This window comes from Sphingomonas sp. S2-65 (genome assembly GCF_021513175.1).
Classification (GTDB): domain Bacteria; phylum Pseudomonadota; class Alphaproteobacteria; order Sphingomonadales; family Sphingomonadaceae; genus Sphingomonas.
Map to the genome: position 1 here is coordinate 1,997,931 of NZ_CP090953.1, position 16,719 is coordinate 2,014,649.

The following is a 16,719-nucleotide window of genomic DNA, read 5'->3' on the forward strand; positions in this document are numbered from 1 at the left end:
GGTGCGAATGCTCGCCACCGGACTGCTGGTGCTGATGGCGGCGGTATTCCTGACGAGCCGACATTATGAGGGCGTGCATCCCGCGATCGGGTTCGTGCGGGCATTTGCCGAAGCGGCGATGGTGGGCGGGCTGGCCGATTGGTTCGCCGTGACTGCGCTGTTCCGGCACCCGCTCCACCTGCCCATCCCGCACACCGCGATCATTCCCCGCAACAAGGATCGCATCGCCGATACGCTGGGTGCATTCCTCCGCGACAATTTCCTAATCCCTTCGGTCGTGGCGCGGAGGATGCAGCGGGTCGATGTGGCGCGGGCTGCCGGGCGCTGGCTAGCAGATCCGAGTGGCGGGCGCGGGCGGCTGCGCGCGGGCATCGGGCGGCTGGCGGCGGACATGCTCGAGGCGCTGGACCAGGAGCGGCTTGGCGGCATGGCCAAGCAGGCGCTCGCCGGCCGGCTGCGGGCCTTGGAAATCGCGCCGCTGCTTGGCCGGGCGCTGGAAACCGCGATGCGCGAGGATCGCCACCGCCCACTGCTCGACGGCATGATCCGTTGGGCCGCCAAGGTGCTGGAGGCCAACGAGCATCTGATCCGGGCGATGGTCCACGAACGTTCCGGCGCGGTGATGCGGTGGACGGGATTGGACGAAACGCTGGCCAACAAGATCATCGACGGGCTGAACAAGCTGATCGCGGCGATGGCGGAGGAGCCCGATCATCCGCTGCGTGCGAAAGCGGAAGAGGGATTGGCGCAGTTCGCGCAGGATCTGCAGCACGATGCCGAAAAACGCGCGCGGGTCGAGGCGTTCAAGAACGAGCTGCTCGACAATCCGGCGCTGGCCGACTGGTGGCTGGGGATCTGGGAATCAGGGCGCGCGGCGCTGCTGCGGGTCGCGCGCAATCCCGATGCGCTGCTGACCGGCGCGTTCGGCGGAACGATGCGCCAGCTTGGCGAAACCTTGCAGGCCGACGCGCGGCTGGCGGCGACGATCAACCGATTCACCCGCCGGGCGGCGGTGGGCGCGGCGTCGGACTATGGCGACGGCATCGTGCGGCTGGTGTCGGATACCATCCGCGGCTGGGACGCCGACACGGTGACGGGGCGCCTGGAAAACGCGGTTGGGCGCGATTTGCAATATATCAGGATCAACGGGACGGTGGTCGGCGGACTAGTGGGAATGGGGATCCATGCGGTGGATGTGCTGGTCTAGGCGACTATCTTGTTGAGCCTGGAGCAAGAGGGCGGCGCTTGCCGCCCCTTGCCGTTATCCCGTTGAATTCTTTCAGCTAGTGGGCGTCGCGACGGTGTCGGCGGTGGCGCCGGCCAGCACCAGTTCCCCCTGTTCCTCGCCATCCCAATAGTGAAGACGCGTCCCGCGCACGTGAATCAGCGCCAAACCCGGCGTTTCGACGCCGTTTTCGAACCAGCGCTCAAGATCCGAGGTCCAATGCGCCTCGAACTGCGCCTTGTCCTGGATGATCGTGGCCTCGCCCTCGACATGGAGGAACACCGGCTTCATGCCGAGCATCCCGCCCTTACCATGGAAGCCGAGCCCGACCCGGGGATTGGCGCGGAGCTCGCGGACGACGCGGGTATCGGCATAGGCGAAATACCAGCTGTCGCCGTCATAGGCGACGTCGCGGTTGTTGCTCATCGGCCGGCCGGCGATGGTGCCGCCGTCGGAATGGGTGGAGAGCATCGCGAAGTCGATGTCCTTCATGATGCCGGCGAGTTCGCCAAGGGTCTTGGGCATGCGCAACTCCTTCAAGGTTCCGCAGCCTAACGCGTGCCGCACGCCGAAGGTTCTTACCGCCAGTCGAGCAGCGGCCAGCCCTGCACCGCCGCCATCGTCCGCAGCGGGGCGTGCGCGTTGACCGCGAAGGGCTCGTCGGCCCAGGCGAGCAGCGGCGCGTCCGAAACGTGATCCGAATAAGCGCGGACGTGGCAGTCGGCGCGCGCGATCCCCTGCCCCGCCAGCCACGCCTCGACCATGCGGAGCTTGGCCGCGCCGTAGCAATTCTCGCCGTCGAGCAGCGAAAGGATGTCGCCGCGGGGATCGCGCCGCGCCTGGGTGGCGACGACGTCATCGAAGCCGAGCCGGCGGCCAATGGCTTCGGCATAATAGCCATGCGACGCGGTCGCGAGGACGAGGCGATAGCCCGCGGCGCGATCCGCAGCGATGCGATCGAGCGCGCCGTGCAGCACGCCATGTTCGGCCTCATGCTCGGCGAAACTGTCCGACACCCCCGCGAGATCGGCGGCAGAAAGGGTCCGGCCGAGCAGCAGGCGGTGCGACCATTGCTTGAGCGCGGCGCGATTAATGCGGCGGAGCGCATAGGCCAGCGCCCCCGCTCCGGCGACCGGCAGCAGCGCGAGACGCCACGGCGCGCGCTGGCGGGCGGCGTGGACCAGGAACCGCGTCCAGGTCGGCGCCGCGGTGATGGTCTTGTCCATGTCGTAGATCGCCAGGTGCTGCATCGGCGCATCTAGGCGCGGCCGCGCGGGGCATGCCAGCGCTTATGCTTGCCGTGGCGCGGCAAATCGCCGAAAGGTGCAGGTCATGAGGGGCAGCGCCGATTTTGAACGAATCGAGGACGGAGGCGGCACGCTCCGTTTCTCCGGAAATCTGTCACTCGCCTGTTTGCGCGATCTGCCGCAGCGGCTCGACGCCGTGGAAGGCCCGGTTGCACGGCTGGACCTGAGCGGTGTGGAGCGACTCGACACGGTCGGCGCGTGGCTGATCCACCGCTTCGCGCGCGATCACCACAGCGAAGTGGCCGGGCTGGAGCCCGACGAGCAGCATTTGCTGGAGCAGGTCGCCGCCGCCGAACATCCGGTGGAGCTGGCCCCCAGGGCGGCCGATCCGTTCACCCGGATGCTGGGCGAAGTCGGCGACGCGGTGGTCCAGTCGGGGCGCACCATGGTCGGCCTGCTCGGCTTTCTGGGCGCGACGCTGATCGCGTTCTGGAACGTGTTCACCCACCCCAAGCGCTTCCGCTTCAACGCGACGGTGCAGCGGTTCGAAGTGGTCGGCGTATCGGCGCTGGGCATCATCGGGCTGATGAGCTTCCTGATCGGCATCGTCATCGCCCAGCAAGGCGCGGTGCAGCTTCGCCAGTTCGGCGCCGAGGTCTATACGATCAACCTGGTCGGGCGGATCACGCTGCGCGAGCTTGGCGTGCTGATGACCGCGATCATGGTCGCCGGACGATCGGGCTCCGCGTTCGCCGCGCAGCTCGGCACGATGAAGCTGACCGAAGAGATCGACGCGATGCGCACGATCGGCGTGTCGCCGATGGAGGCGCTGGTGGTGCCGCGCACGCTGTCGGTCGTGCTGATGATGCCGCTGCTCGGATTCTATGCCTCGCTGATCGCGATCATGGGCGGGTGCCTGCTGTCCTGGGTCAGCCTGGGGATCCCGCCGGTCACCTTCATCCAGCGCATCCGCGAAGTGGTGCCGCTGACCGACCTGTGGGTCGGGCTGGTCAAGGCGCCGGTGTTCGGATTGATCATCGCCGTATCGGGATGCTTCCAGGGCATGCAGGTCGAAGGCGACGCCGAACAGGTGGGCAACCGCACCACCACCGCCGTGGTCCAGGCGATCTTCCTGGTGATCGTGGTGGACGCGTTCTTCGCGGTGTTCTTCAGCGAGATCGGTTGGATCTGATGGCGCGCGGCGAACAGCAAGAAACGCTTATCCGCGTACGCGGCCTCAAGAACGGCTTTGGCGAGCAGATCGTTCATGACGGGCTGGACCTGGACGTGCGCCGGGGCGAGATCCTGGGCGTGGTCGGCGGATCGGGTACCGGCAAGTCGGTGCTGATGCGGTCGATTGTCGGGCTGCAGACTCCGATCGAAGGGACGATCGAAGTGTTCGGCGAGAACACGATCGGCCGCGAAGAGACCGAAGCGATCAACATCCGCAAGCGATGGGGCGTGCTGTTCCAGGGCGGCGCGCTGTTCTCGACGCTGACGGTGTCCGAGAATGTCCAGGTGCCGATCAAGGAATTCTACCCCGGGCTCAACGAAGCGCTGCTCCAGGAAATCGCCGCGTACAAGGTGGTGATGACCGGGCTGCAGCCGAACGCCGCGCCCAAATATCCGTCCGAGCTGTCGGGCGGCATGAAGAAGCGCGCCGGCCTGGCGCGGGCGCTGGCGCTCGATCCCGAATTGCTGTTCCTCGACGAGCCGACCGCCGGGCTGGACCCGATCGGCGCGGCGGCGTTCGACGAATTGACGCTGTCGCTCCAGAAGACGCTGGGGCTGACCGTGTTCCTGATCACCCATGACCTGGATTCGCTATACGCGATCTGCGACCGGGTGGCGGTGCTCGCCGACAAGAAGGTGATCGCCGTGGGCACGATCGACGAACTGCTCGCGCTGGATCATCCCTGGATCCAGGAATATTTCAACGGTCCGCGCGGTCGCGCCGCGGTCGCCAGTGCCGGCAACCAGCCGGCGTCGCAGGACAAGAGGCTCTGATGGAAACGCGTTCGAACCATGTACTGGTCGGCAGCGTCGTGCTGATCCTGCTGGCGGTGCTGGCATTGTTCATCGTCTGGCTCGCCAGGCTGAGCGGCGGCGACGAGCGGCAATACGACATCTTCTTCAAGCAGGCGGTGGACGGGCTGAGCGCAGGCTCGGCGGTCAACTTCTCGGGCGTGCCATCGGGCCAGGTGAAGGAAATATCCTTCTGGGCACCCGATCCCAGCCTGGTGCGGGTACGCATCAGCGTGAAGCCCGAGGTGCCGATCCTGGAAGGGACCACCGCGTCGATCCAGGGCAGCTTCACCGGGCCGAGCACGGTCCAGCTGGACGGCGCGACCAAGGGCGCGCCACCGATCCGCTGCCCCGAACAGAACCCCAGGGTGGCCTGCCCGCTGGGCGTGCCGATCATCCCGACCAAGGCGGGTGGCCTTGGCGCGCTGCTGAGCTCGGCGCCGCGGCTGCTCGAGCGCATCTCGACGCTGACCGAGCGGCTGGGCGACTTGCTCGGCGACCGCAACCAGAATTCGATCGCCGGCATCCTGGCCAACACCAACCGCCTGACTCGCGCGCTGGCCGACCGCGGGCCCGAGATCGCCGCAACGCTGGCCGAGACGCGGATCGCGATCCAGAAGGCAGGCATCGCCTCGCAACAGATCGGCGAACTGGCGGCAACCACCAACGGCGTGCTGGCCGAGGACATCAAGCCGACCATCGCGAACCTGAACAAGACCATCCAGGCCGCCGGCCGCAGCGTCGAGACGCTGGATTCGACGATCGGCGATGCGCGGCCGGGGCTTCAGGCATTCTCGAAGAAGACGATCCCCGAGGTCGGCCAGCTGGTGCAGGACCTGCGCATCATGTCGACGTCGCTTGCCTCGGTGGCGGAGAAACTCGACCAGGGCGGCGCATCGAGCCTGATCGGCTCGCCCAAGCTGCCCGATTATGAGCCGAAGAAGAAGTGAGGACCCCCATGAAGAAGCTCGCCCCGCTCCTCGCCCTTCCGCTTGCCGCGCTGCTGTCGGGCTGCATCTCGTTCGGCGCGAAGACGCCCGAATCGCTGCTGACGCTGAACCCGGCGGTGCAGCTGCCGGTGGGCGAATCGCAGCGCTCCAACATCGCCGCGACCATCACCATTTCGGTGCCCTCGGTTCCGCAGGAGCTCGCCGCGTCGCGGGTTCCGGTGCGCTCGGGCGGGACGGCGGTCGCGTACGTCAAGGACGCGCAATGGGTGGAGCGGCCTTCGCAGCTGTTCGCACGGCTGCTCGGCGACACGATCACCGCGCAGACCGGGCGGCTGGTGCTGAGCACGCGGCAATCGCAGCTCGACCCCGGCGCGTACCTCCAGGGCGAGCTGCGCGCCTTCGGCATCGATGCCGACACCAACGAGGCGGTGGTGACCTATGACGCGGCGCTGACCCGCGGGCCCGAGACCGTGATCGAGAAGCGCCGCTTCGAGGCGCGCGTGCCGGTGGCGGCGATCGAGCCGGCGCCGGTGGGCGCGGCGCTCAACCAAGCCGCCAACCAGGTTTCGGCACAAGTGGCAGAGTGGGTCGGGCGCTGAGGCGCTAGGGCGGTACGGGAGGGCGCGGAGGCTCCACAACTCCGCCGCGGTCACCCGGCCTGGTGCCGGGGTCCACTTCCCGCCTGCGATCCCTTTGCCGATCGTTCGGCGCCTGCCGCGCGGTGGACCCCGGCACAAGGCCGGGGTGACGGCTTGGGGGTGGCTTAGCGGACTTCAAGGCGCGGGTGCCGGTGGCGATCGAGCCGGCATCGGTGGGCGCGGCGCTCAACCAGGCTGCCGACCAGGTTTCGGCGCAAGTGGCGGAGTGGGTCGGGCGTTGAGGCGCTAGGGCGGTACGGGCGCGGAGGCTCCACAACTCCGCCGCGGTCACCCGGCCTGGTGCCGGGGTCCACTTTCCCCCCTGCGATGCCCTTTGCCGATTGTTCGGCGCCTGCCGCGCGGTGGACCCCGGCACAAGGCCGGGGTGACGGCTTGGGGTTGGCTTGGCGGACTTCGAGGCGCGGGTGCCGGTGGCGGTGATCGCGCCGGCATTGGTGGGCGCGGCGCTAAACCAGGTTGCCCATCAGGTTTCGGGGCAGGTGGCGGAGTGGGTCGGGCGTTGAGGCGCCAGGGCGGTACGGTAAGGCGCGGAGGCTCCACAACTCCCGCCGCGGTCACCACGGCCCGGTGCTGGGGCCGCTTCCCGGCCTGCGATGCCCTTTGCCGATTGTCCGGCGCCTGCCGCGCGGTGGACCCCGGCACAGGGCCGGGGTGACGGCTTTGGGGGTGGCTTGGCGGACTTCGAGGCGCGGGTGTCGGTGGTGGTGATAGCGCCGGCACTGGTGGGCGCGGCGCTGAATCAGGCCGCCAACCAGGTTCCGGCAGGTGGCGGAGTGGGTCGGGCGTTGGCGCTAGAGCGGTGCGGGAGGGCGCCGAGGCTCCACAACTCCGACGCGGGCACCCGGCCTGGTGCCGGGGTCCGCTTCCTCGCCTGCGATGCCTTTGCCGATCGTTCGGCGCCTGCCGCGCGGTGGACCCCGGCACAAGGCCAGGGTGACGGCTTAGGGGTGGCTTGGCGGACGGGCTACCGCCCCTGGATGCTTGCTCGGCTCGCGCCGGATTAGAAACCCCCTATTGCGCGCGGCGGATCGGTGCCTGGGCGTTGCAGATGTCGGCGCCGCCCGCCGGCACGGTGAAGAAGGGCGGCGTGCGGTTCTCGCGCGTGCGGACCCAGGCGGCGAAGCGTTCATTGTCGGTGGCGCGGTACTGGAAGCGCGGGCGCTCGTCTTCGGGCAGCTGGCTGGCGAGGCGGACCGAGAGGATCGGGGTGCGCTCGCCGGCGCTTTCGTAGACGCCGAGATCGCCGGTGCCGCGTGGCAGGCTGGAGAGCCACTGCATGCCTTCGATCACGCGGCCGACCAGCGCGATGTTGCGGTCGAGATGCCGCGGGGCGTGGCCGATCACCGTATAGAGCTCCGCGCCGCTGCCGGTGCTGGGAGCCAGGTCGCGGCCAACCCCGACCATGCCGTAGCAATGCGTCAGCCAGCTGGTCTTGCCGTCGGTCGCGAGCGGCCAGCCATCGGCGCTGTGGCCGGTGCGGGCGGCGTAGGAATCCGGCCTGGCGAACGCGGTCACCCCGTCGAAGCGGGTCCATTCATATTCAGCGGGCGGATTGGCGATGACCATCGGCGGCAGCGGCTTGGTTTCGGTCGCGTCGCCCCATTGGGTGACGTAATTGTCCTGGACGCGGTTGACGCTGGTGCCGTCCCACCAATGCGCCTCGGCCAGGCGGCGGATGTTGCCGACATGCGCGGGGGCATAACGCGGCGCGAGGCGGATGAAGACCTGATGCCCGCCGCGCAGGGTCATCACCAGGATCTCGCCGTCGGGAATCGGCTTCCAGTCGGCGGGGATGGCATCCGCCGGCGAAGGCGGCGGCGGCGCGGTCTGCGCCAAAGCGGGCCACGAAAGGGCGAAGGCGGCGAGCGCGGCGCTGAGCTTGAGCATGGCGGCGAGACTGACATGACAGACCCGGCTTGCCTAGCCCGCCCGCACACGGTAGGGCCGCGCGTTCCAGAGCATGCGGAGCGGTGGCCGAGTGGTCGAAGGCGCTCGCCTGGAAAGTGAGTATACGGCAAAACCGTATCGAGGGTTCGAATCCCTCCCGCTCCGCCATTTATGCCCCGTTTGTGGGATCACCAAAACTCCTGTAAACTGCTAGATAGCGGCTGAAATCATCCGTTTTTCGTCCTGCTGAGTTTCAGCACATCCAGCACTATCTCACTCAGGTGTTTAGCAGAATGGGTGAGACGCGATGGAAAGCTTATTGCATTGAAGGCCCGAGCACTCGTTGAGCCGCAGCGCTACTCTGACGGTGACGGCCTGGTTCGTGAGTTGCCTGACAAGGCACGTGACGCGCTCAATGCCGTGCAGCCGGATGCCGCGCGCAATCGCGCAGCGCTCGTGCGGGACATGGGTATGATCGAAGAGGCCAGGCAGGGCCGCACCATCGCGCTATTCTGGCGATTACCGTGGGGGCCGAACTGCGCGCCAGCCCGCAGCGCCGGGCGTACCGGTTCGTTGGAGACTCGCAGAGGCTCGCTAGGCTCATCGCCCGCTTCGTCATTCCGGTGGGCTGACTGGTGCTCGCGCGATCGGTCAGCAGATGATGGCGCTTGGCGAGAGCATGGAGCGTAATGCCTGAGCAGAGTCGCTGATCCAAAAAAAGTTTCCTGCGCTGAGAATCCGGGCATGCGCGGGGGCTTCAATGTCCCACAGCATCCAAGACTGGCTTGGCCTCTCGCGTGGTCGCTGCTTAGGGAAATAGAACCTGCAACATGACACAGAACAGCGTCCCCAGGTCGGCACCAACCTCGCCGCGCATGCGTTCGCCGAACCGCATGGCGAAATCGGCTCGCTCTGCCCAGCCGTAGAACGTCTTACCGACGAACGGACCTCGCAGCCCGTTTACGCCCGAGCTTGACGCCGATCAGCAAGCGTCTGGAACATATGTGCGTCTGGGCTGAGCGCGTATCCGGGAGGCCGACAATGAACACCTCCCGCTCGGCGAGCTAGTTCATGGCGGCAGCCGAAAGCAGCCGCGCGGAAGATCAACGTCATTTAAAGGCCGCCGCCGCAGCCATGGAGGTAGCCGCCAGCTGTTTCGAGGCGATTATCGCGCGATCCTGTTCGGTCGCCGAGCAGAACCGCGGATGCTCAGGAACCGCATCGCGCTTGCGACTGCCGGCATGGTGACATTCGCCATTATGCGGAGTGCCGTTGCGCGCACCTTTTCGCTGAGTTCGGCAAGGCCCGAGCGGATCGCAGCCCGCATGCCAAAACTAACATGTGTGACACCGGACAAACCATGAGGGCAAAGGCCGACCCGGATAGATGGAAATGAGATTGTCGCCTAGGAGGACGCAGGGACGCCATCTCGAAGTAGAGTTAGGTTTGCGTTTCATCTCGCATCGTCTCGACAGTGATGGGATACCAGCGCGAAGAGACTGTTCGGTGGTATCGACACGGGGCCACCGGCTGGCTTCCGGCGGCGGCATCTTCGTTGTGGGTCCGCGGGTTGGAGGCGCTTTTGCCTCGTCGACACGGCAGGATGCGGCCGGCCGTTCGGCGCGAACGGCAGATCAGCCTGGCGAGCGTCCCGTAAACGCGCATAGGATCCCACAGGCAGACCGGATCGTACGCATACCGTTTACGCTCACGTCATCGCCGCTCGGCTTCAAGCACCTCTATTCTCTTCAGTGCATCCTGTAGCGCAGCCGCCAATATCGGCAGCAGCTTTCCGGATGAAACTTCGAGCCTGTCCGGATCGGTACTACTAACCAATCCTAGCCAGGCAGCGTCCTTTGCATTCTGAACCGCAACAAGGTCTTGCGCGATAAAGCCCGTTTCGACTCCTCCTCGCTCGTGTCCATCGCGCATGTTCCATTCCCATCGCGCCGGCGTAAGCGCCGCGACGATCCCGCAAGCAAAGTTAGGGTCGATGCGCTTGATGTTCTTTTGATCGCGCCTGTCGGACGGAGTCGTGATCGTGGCGACGGCTGCACGGATCTGTTGCACGCCCGCGTTGCCGATCGTGACTTGGTCGTCCGCGTTGCACGATGCACCCGCACCGATCGCGACGACGTTGCTCCGCTTTGTAGGCGCTGCGAAACAATTTGCCCGATAGCCGAGACTGACATTGCTTGTACCAACGAGATTTCCTCCCGCCTCTGCACCCACTGTAACAGACTTCTCGGTCGCCTTGGTGCCGAAGCCCAGAGAAGTACCAAAGGCACCAATGCAAGAAGCGCTGTCACCAATTGCAGTACTACTTACTTCCGTTGCGAGAGCATTGCCGCCGATTGCGACCGCATTGTTCTTGCCAGCGACGGCCCTGAAACCGAAAGCGACAGCCGCGGTGTCTATTGCTGCACCGCCGGCGTGCGGATCGGAACCGCAACGCGCCTGGCAGCCGACAGCAGTCGTATTGTCACCATATCCCCTGCTCTCTGCACCAAGACAGGTGGAATAACTATACGAAAAGGTTGTCGTACCATCGGTATACGGTCCAGCGATCGCACCAACATATGTGTTGGCCGTGCCGCCATCATTCTTGAAACCAGCCTGAGAACCGAACGCGGAGTTGAACTTCCCATGGGAGTTGTAATAGGCCGCCAACGCACCGAAGGACGAGTTGTCACTTCCCGTCTGATTGTACATACTCGCCCAGAATCCTACACCGGTGTTATTACTACCGATAGAATTTCGTCCGAACGTTTTGTATCCCCATCCGGTGTTGCGATCGCCTTTGGTATTGTACCTGAAAGCGGAGTATCCGCCCGCAGTATTCCTATCTGCTTGATTATACTCGAGCGTGAAAGCGCCAATTGCCGTATTCTCGAATCCATCTATGGTCGTGGATAGCGCCCTCGGTCCAAGTGCAATGTTCCAAGCCGCTTTATTGGACAAAAGAGAGCTGGTTAATCTATCTCCAATAGCGATATTGCCTGAGAGAAATCGACCAAATTTTATTCCGAATGGAGCATCGAAGTCCTTCTTGTCTGATGCAATGCTCAGAAAGTCGTATGGCGCTTCACGCTCCACCTTGATCATCGACACACTTTTGACGACACCCGCCCAAAGATTATCTGACCTCAGCTCGAAGGGCACCGCACCGGCTGTAGCATAAGAGAAAACAACGAATTGGTATGTGTCAGCACCTGTTCTAATAAAGCTGACATCGTCGTCGTTGAACAGCGGCACGTTGTTCAGGAGGAATGCAATTCCTCCAACGGCGGTAGTTTCTAGCGAGATCGATATCAAATACGTCGTGTAGGCCGCGACTTCCACAATACATTTCGCCCTGGCACTCCCACCGGCCGAATGCGAGATACCAGGATTGTCTGATCTAAAGTTCGTGAGCGTCCACCCGCTCGCCGGATTTCTGACGAAGCTCGTATTCCCGATGATTTCCGCACGACCGATGACGGCGTGATCGAAAGCGTGAACGTTGCCGCGCGCCGGGCCGAAAAACTGCTCACCCACAAGGTGATCACCTGACCCGATATCAATCGGGCCGCCCTGCGCCAGCGCTGCCGCGGCTTTGGTAAAGGACGGTCGATCCTGACTGACGCCATCACCGACCGCGCCATAATCTTCGACGGAGACAACGTCCTGCAGTTTGCCAACGAGCGTGCGGCCGATCGCGCCATCGCCGGCTTGCCTGAAACTGCTCGGTTCGGCCGCCAGCACCCGGGTGGACGGAGTGATGCCCGTCCTATCTTCAGGTGCATTCGATGTCTGCGCCAAGCTCGTAATCGGCGCTGCCGACAGGGCGGCCAGCAGAGATCGGCGTGTTGCGCGGGGCAGATCGGGCACTCGAGTCTCCAGGGATTTACTAGGGCAGAACGCACACCCTGCTCCCTCAGGACCTTACTGAGGAAAAGGGTGCAATGCTTGTCCAACTACGGACTGAGTCGTGTCTCCCTCAAATCGCCCAAACGGTAGCGGAGCCAGATCGAAGGCACGATTACGAAAGATGCCTTGAGGGGCCCTCGCTGGCCTTACAGCGGAGCACCGCGGCCGCGATCAGCGCCTCTGACCCTTCCCACGTGCAAGGTCGCCGCTACTCTAACCCGCTTCATATCGGCACGCTGCGCTCGGTAGGCTGGTATGGCGGAATCAAGATCGCTGCGCTGCCATCTGGCGCAACTCGCGGCCAGCGCCCTCTGCGTCATTCAGGACTCGGGCGCCTGCGGCTGAGAAGTATTTTGCGCGCGGTTTTCGGCTTCCGCAAAGGGAGAAGCCGCATCCTTTTGCGAGTCGTAGTTGCGATCAATCCGGTTGCGCAAACGCGACTGGATGCGATTTTGGATCCGATTGGAGATACGCGCCATCGGCGCGGCGCCCGTTTGTGAGCGCGTTAAGCGCTTGCCAACTTCGCCGACAGCGGAAGTCGAGACGCTGCCCTGCCCACTGGAACGGCCTTGGTCTTGAGATGGCCCCGCGGATTGCGCGAGCGCGGAGGGTGCAACCATCGCAAGGCAAGCGGCCCATAAGTACAAATGCACGTCGCCACCTCTCATTGGGCTAGGGCCGCGCACGCGCCGGCATCAGCTGGGCCTGGTAGATGCGCCCCGACAATCCACCTACTGAGTCTGTTGGTCGTGCGACAAGTGTCAGAGTTTGGACCGGGCAGTCACGGGGGACCACAATCGTTCCCGAAAATTGACCCCGTCCCTTGTTCGAGCTGGAAAGCTCTATGCGCGCCAGCTCTTGGCCACCCTGGCAAGATACCGTCCAATAGGGCAATGCTCCTTCGGCTGGCTCGAGCTCCCCACTTTGCCCACCGAATCGATATATCCCGGGTGGAAGCAAGAGATTTTGCCTTAGCATCGGTCCGCCGCCCCCAGAAGGCGCCTCAAAACCAAACCCGCCGTCCTCGATTGCCGTGGTCATTCCGTCGTCGTTCAGCGCAACCCAATCGAGTTGAGTAGGAATGGCAGGCAACGATTGGAAATGGGGATCGCGTAAACTCCGCCGATCCGCTCCAGGGCGAAGCGACAGATAGTAATTCCAAGCTTCGTCATAATGGCGTTTAGCAATCAGCGCATCGACGGTTACGGCGCGTGCTCTTTCGGGAACGGCCGCGCCCGCGCGTAGAAGATTCCGAAATAAGATAGCCGTAGTTCGCGGGTCCGAAGCGTTGCCCGGCACGAAGTTCAGAAAGTGCTCGCTCCACGGCGGACGCCGGGCAAGTGTCCGAACCAGTTCAGCCTGGATCGAAGGATCTTCGCTTGCGGAGGCGAGAACAGGGAAGAGCAGCGCGCCCATTTCGGGGCCGGTACGCAACGTGATATCGTACCACTTAAGCGCTTGAGGAACATTCCCACGACCTACCGCGTCTTCGATCGACCAAAGCTGCGTCCGTAAGTCGCGCCGGGTGAGCGTCTGCGCATAGGCGAACAGCTTGCGCGCAAGGCCGGGATCCTTGCGCACCTCGGCGTCGATGCCCAGAGTGGCGACGGCAGCCACCGCCGTCGGATCTTCAACCAATGCTTGGCGGGCGAGCTGGTCCGCATGGACACGTTGCGCCTTGTCGGCTTCCGGACCGGCCAGCGAGGAGGCATATAGCGCCACGATGCGCCCGTCATATGGGGCTAGCATGTATGCTACGGCAGGGTCTCGCTTGGCCATCACCTGAGCGAGCGAAAAGGTCGTGCTATAATATCCCAGCGTGGCGACAAGCAGAAGCAGGACGATCCGAACGCACCATTCGCTCCACGAGGCAGTCGGGAAGACACCCTTAGCAGAAACCCGCCGTTTACGCATGATCGTCGCGTCGTCCGTAGCTGTATCCATAATCGTAGCCATAGCCGTAATGGGCGCGCTTGGCTTCGAATTTGGTGAGCACGGCGCCGATGACATGGGCGTTGGCGCTGGCGAGGCGGCCGAGCGCTGTTTTGACCAAGGTCGACCGGATGCCATGCGATTCGACGGCATAGATGATCCCCTCGACGCGGCTGGCGATCAGCGGCGCGTCGGCCAACCCCATCACCGGCGGCGAGTCGATCACGACGTGGTCGTAGCTTTCGAGCAGCCGTTCGATCAGCAGCGTGAGCCGGTTGCCGGTCAGCAGTTCGGCCGCATTGGGCGGGATCGGTCCTGCCGACATCGCCGTGAAGCCGAGATCGGCCATCGCAAAGGTCAGCGACGCGATCTCGTCTTCGCCGGCCAGGAAGTTGCTGAGCCCGCGATCGTGGTTCACTCCGCCCAGTTCGTGCACCGAGGGCGAGCGCATGTCGCCGTCGATCAGGATCACCTTGCGGTTCGCTCGGGTCAGCGTCGTCGCCAGCGCCAGCGCCGTCGTCGACTTGCCTTCGGCCGGCCGCGTCGAGGTCACCGCGAACGAGCGCGGCACGCCGTGCTCGGTGGTGAAGGCGAGGTTGGTCTGCACCGCCAGATAGGCGTCGATCAGTTCCGACTTGCGGTCGAGCAGCGCGTCGCGCGGCGTAGTGTCGCCGGTCACCTTGGGCACCGAGCCCAGCAGCGGCAGCCCCAGCCGGCGCTCGACCTCGCCGGGATCGGCGATCGCCTCGTCCATCTGCTCGAGCGCCAACGCCAGCACTCCGCCCAGCGCCAAGCCCGCCAGCAGCGACACCGCCAGGTTGATCAGTATCCGCGGACTCGACGGCTTTTGCGGCACGTCGGCGGCATCCACTACCGAGATGTTGTTGATCCCCACCCCCTGCGATGCCGATCTCCTTATAGCGCTGGAGCAGCCCGTCATACAGCGCGCGGTTGGTATCCACTTCCTGTTGGTAGATATTGTACTGGATGCTGCGCCGGCGATTGTCGAGATAGCTCGCCTTGAGCTGATTCACCTTGGCCGCCAGCGCATTCTCGCGCTCCTGGGCCTCACGATAGTCGGCAAGCTGCGATCCCGTCACACGGCTCTCCTCGCGCGCGATCGAGCGGTCGAGCTGGGCAATCTGCGACTGCAGAGCCTTGGCCGAGGGGTATCCAGGTTCGAACTGCACCATCAGCCGCTGATATTCGGCCGAAAGCTCAGCGCGCTTCTGGCGCAGGTTGTTGATCGCGATGTTGCGCAGCGCCTCGGCCGAGTCTCCGGCGCGCCCCGCCTGACGATAGCGCGCCTCCGCCTGTATCCGCTCGGCCGTCGCCTGCGCCAGCGACGCGTTGAGCGCGGCAAGATCGTCGGCCACGATCGAGCGCTCCGACGTCGTGCGGTTGTCGCTCGACTGCACCGGCAGGTTGATGATCTGCTCCTGCGAGGCATAGCCCACCAGCTGGCGCTGCGACTCGTCGAGCTTCTCCTTCTGGAGCACCAGCTGGCGCTCGAGCAGGTTGCGGCCATAGGACGTCGCCTGGACCTTGCGCTCCAAATTGGTCTGGATGAAGTTCTCTGCCCAGGCATTCGCCACCTGCGCGGAAAAGGCCGCGTCCGAGCTGCTGAACCCGATGCTCACCAGCCGCGAGAAGCGGATCGGATCGATCGACAGGTTCTTGAGCAGGATCTCGCCGGCGACCCGCCGCCGCTCGTCGCGCCCCGCGGCGACATAGCGCCCGCCGATCACTTGGAACGCCGGTGTCTCGCGCGTATAGCCGAACCGCTCGAAAAAGCGCAGATCGTCCACCAGCCGCAGCCGGTTGGCGACCCGCTCGGCAAGCGCGCGCGAGCGCAACAGGCCATATTGGGTCTGGTAGAACTCCTGGTCGAACGTCCCCGCCTCGCGCTCCACGCCCTCGATGCCGGTCACCTTGCTGACTCGCGTGCGATCTCCACCGATGCCACCGCCGTGTATTTCGGCGTCATCAGCAGCGTCACGATCAGCCCCAGCAGCACCGCCGCCACCACCGCGCCCAGGACCACATAGCGCCAGCGCAGCGCAATCCGCAGATACTGCCGGATCACCGACGCGCGCTCCGCCTCGCCGACACGCGCCTCAGCGCGCGACTCGAAGGCGACCGCCCCCGGCGCATCACCGCGCGGCGTTTTTGTTACCAGGTTCATCAAACTCCAGCCGTTACTGCAAAAACGCAATCAGCGGCGCCGCTAGCAGCGGCGCCAGCGACACCACGTCGCGGAACCTGCGCCGCTGCGGCGAATCACCCACCACAATCACATCGTTGGCATAGATCGCCGGATCGTCATACGCCCCGCGCCGGATCGACGCGATGTTGTACAACCCTGCCATCCGCCGCCCCGATACCGTGCGCAAGATCACCACATCCTCCTGCCGCGCAAACTCCGCCAACCCCTTGGCCGAGGCGATCGCACGCATCAACGTCATCTGGTTGGTCACCGGATACAACCCGGGCTCCACCACCTGGCCGTCCACCGTCACCACCTGGCTCACCGAGCTCTTGATGTTGACCGTCACTTCGGGATTGCGGACATAACGCCCGCGCAGCGCAGCTTCCACCGCCGACGCCAACTCGCCAGCCGTCTTGCCCCGCGCATCCACCGTCCCCACCAGCGGCATCGCTATCCGCCCGCTCGCATCCACCTGCATCTCGCGGCTCAAATCAGGAACGTTAAACACGTCCACCACGATCGTATCCAACGGACCGATCAAAGCTGGACGATCCCCCGCCGTCAAATCCTCCCGCTCAGGCGCCGGCAACCCACCAGCACCAGAAACCACCGACAACCGATCACTCGATACCAGCGGCTCCTCATGCACACACGCAGATAGCAGCGCTGCCGACAA

General features: G+C 64.7%; 15 protein-coding genes and 1 tRNA gene. 8 read left to right on the forward strand and 8 right to left on the reverse strand.

From position 1 onward, the window contains the following. Positions 1-7: 7 nt before the first annotated feature. Positions 8-1,207, forward strand: coding sequence for a DUF445 domain-containing protein (locus tag LZ586_RS09445; protein WP_235076053.1), 1,200 nt, complete (start codon positions 8-10; stop codon positions 1,205-1,207). A 72-nt stretch (positions 1,208-1,279) separates the two neighbouring features. Here LZ586_RS09445 and LZ586_RS09450 read toward each other — a convergent pair whose 3' ends face one another. After that, entirely contained in the window at positions 1,280-1,750 is a 471-nt protein-coding gene (locus LZ586_RS09450) for a pyridoxamine 5'-phosphate oxidase family protein (protein ID WP_235076054.1), read from the reverse strand. A gap of 53 nt (positions 1,751-1,803) precedes the next feature. Continuing rightward, positions 1,804-2,475, reverse strand: a complete 672-nt coding sequence (locus LZ586_RS09455; RefSeq protein ID WP_235076055.1) for an HAD family hydrolase — start codon at positions 2,473-2,475, stop codon at positions 1,804-1,806. Positions 2,476-2,557: 82 nt separating this feature from the next. On the opposite strand from LZ586_RS09455, the gene LZ586_RS09460 reads away from it, so the two are divergent. The 5 genes from LZ586_RS09460 (at position 2,558) to LZ586_RS09485 (ending at position 7,110) form a co-directional block, all read left to right on the forward strand. Continuing rightward, positions 2,558-3,664: an ABC transporter permease gene (locus LZ586_RS09460; protein WP_235076056.1), complete on the forward strand. Its 1,107-nt coding sequence runs from the start codon at positions 2,558-2,560 to the stop codon at positions 3,662-3,664. Continuing rightward, positions 3,664-4,479: an ABC transporter ATP-binding protein gene (locus LZ586_RS09465; protein WP_235076057.1), complete on the forward strand. Its 816-nt coding sequence runs from the start codon at positions 3,664-3,666 to the stop codon at positions 4,477-4,479. The genes LZ586_RS09460 and LZ586_RS09465 overlap by 1 nt, the downstream gene beginning before the upstream one ends. Then, a complete protein-coding gene (locus LZ586_RS09470) occupies positions 4,479-5,447 on the forward strand; it encodes an MlaD family protein (protein WP_235076058.1) in 969 nt (322 codons plus the stop codon). The genes LZ586_RS09465 and LZ586_RS09470 overlap by 1 nt, the downstream gene beginning before the upstream one ends. An 8-nt stretch (positions 5,448-5,455) precedes the next feature. After that, complete coding sequence (locus LZ586_RS09475) at positions 5,456-6,046, forward strand: ABC-type transport auxiliary lipoprotein family protein (protein WP_235076059.1); 591 nt, start codon at positions 5,456-5,458, stop codon at positions 6,044-6,046. Between the two features lie 653 nt (positions 6,047-6,699). Beyond that, on the forward strand, positions 6,700-7,110 hold the full coding sequence (locus LZ586_RS09485) for a hypothetical protein (protein WP_235076060.1): 411 nt from the start codon (positions 6,700-6,702) through the stop codon (positions 7,108-7,110). A gap of 7 nt (positions 7,111-7,117) precedes the next feature. On the opposite strand, the gene LZ586_RS09490 is transcribed toward LZ586_RS09485, so the two are convergent. Continuing rightward, positions 7,118-7,993: a peptidylprolyl isomerase gene (locus tag LZ586_RS09490; RefSeq protein ID WP_235076061.1), complete on the reverse strand. Its 876-nt coding sequence runs from the start codon at positions 7,991-7,993 to the stop codon at positions 7,118-7,120. A 77-nt stretch (positions 7,994-8,070) separates the two neighbouring features. Between LZ586_RS09490 and LZ586_RS09495 the strand changes: the two genes are divergently transcribed. Further along, positions 8,071-8,161 (forward strand) — tRNA-Ser (locus LZ586_RS09495). A 1,545-nt stretch (positions 8,162-9,706) separates the two neighbouring features. On the opposite strand, the gene LZ586_RS09500 is transcribed toward LZ586_RS09495, so the two are convergent. From LZ586_RS09500 to LZ586_RS09515, 4 genes are all read right to left on the reverse strand, one after another. Then, positions 9,707-11,863, reverse strand: a complete 2,157-nt coding sequence (locus LZ586_RS09500; RefSeq protein WP_235076062.1) for a tail fiber domain-containing protein — start codon at positions 11,861-11,863, stop codon at positions 9,707-9,709. Positions 11,864-12,222: 359 nt separating this feature from the next. Further along, positions 12,223-12,522, reverse strand: coding sequence for a hypothetical protein (locus LZ586_RS09505; protein ID WP_235076063.1), 300 nt, complete (start codon positions 12,520-12,522; stop codon positions 12,223-12,225). Between the two features lie 52 nt (positions 12,523-12,574). Continuing rightward, entirely contained in the window at positions 12,575-13,846 is a 1,272-nt protein-coding gene (locus tag LZ586_RS09510) for a hypothetical protein (protein ID WP_235076064.1), read from the reverse strand. Continuing rightward, positions 13,809-14,729: a polysaccharide biosynthesis tyrosine autokinase gene (locus LZ586_RS09515; RefSeq protein WP_235076065.1), complete on the reverse strand. Its 921-nt coding sequence runs from the start codon at positions 14,727-14,729 to the stop codon at positions 13,809-13,811. The genes LZ586_RS09510 and LZ586_RS09515 overlap by 38 nt, the downstream gene beginning before the upstream one ends. On the opposite strand from LZ586_RS09515, the gene LZ586_RS09520 reads away from it, so the two are divergent. Further along, a complete protein-coding gene (locus LZ586_RS09520; protein ID WP_235076066.1) occupies positions 14,713-15,882 on the forward strand; it encodes a hypothetical protein in 1,170 nt (389 codons plus the stop codon). The two genes, LZ586_RS09515 and LZ586_RS09520, sit on opposite strands and share 17 nt — an antisense overlap. Positions 15,883-16,032: 150 nt before the next feature. Here LZ586_RS09520 and LZ586_RS09525 read toward each other — a convergent pair whose 3' ends face one another. Further along, positions 16,033-16,692 (reverse strand): polysaccharide biosynthesis/export family protein, encoded by a 660-nt coding sequence (locus LZ586_RS09525; protein ID WP_319938056.1) that lies wholly within the window; start codon positions 16,690-16,692, stop codon positions 16,033-16,035. Positions 16,693-16,719: the final 27 nt, after the last annotated feature.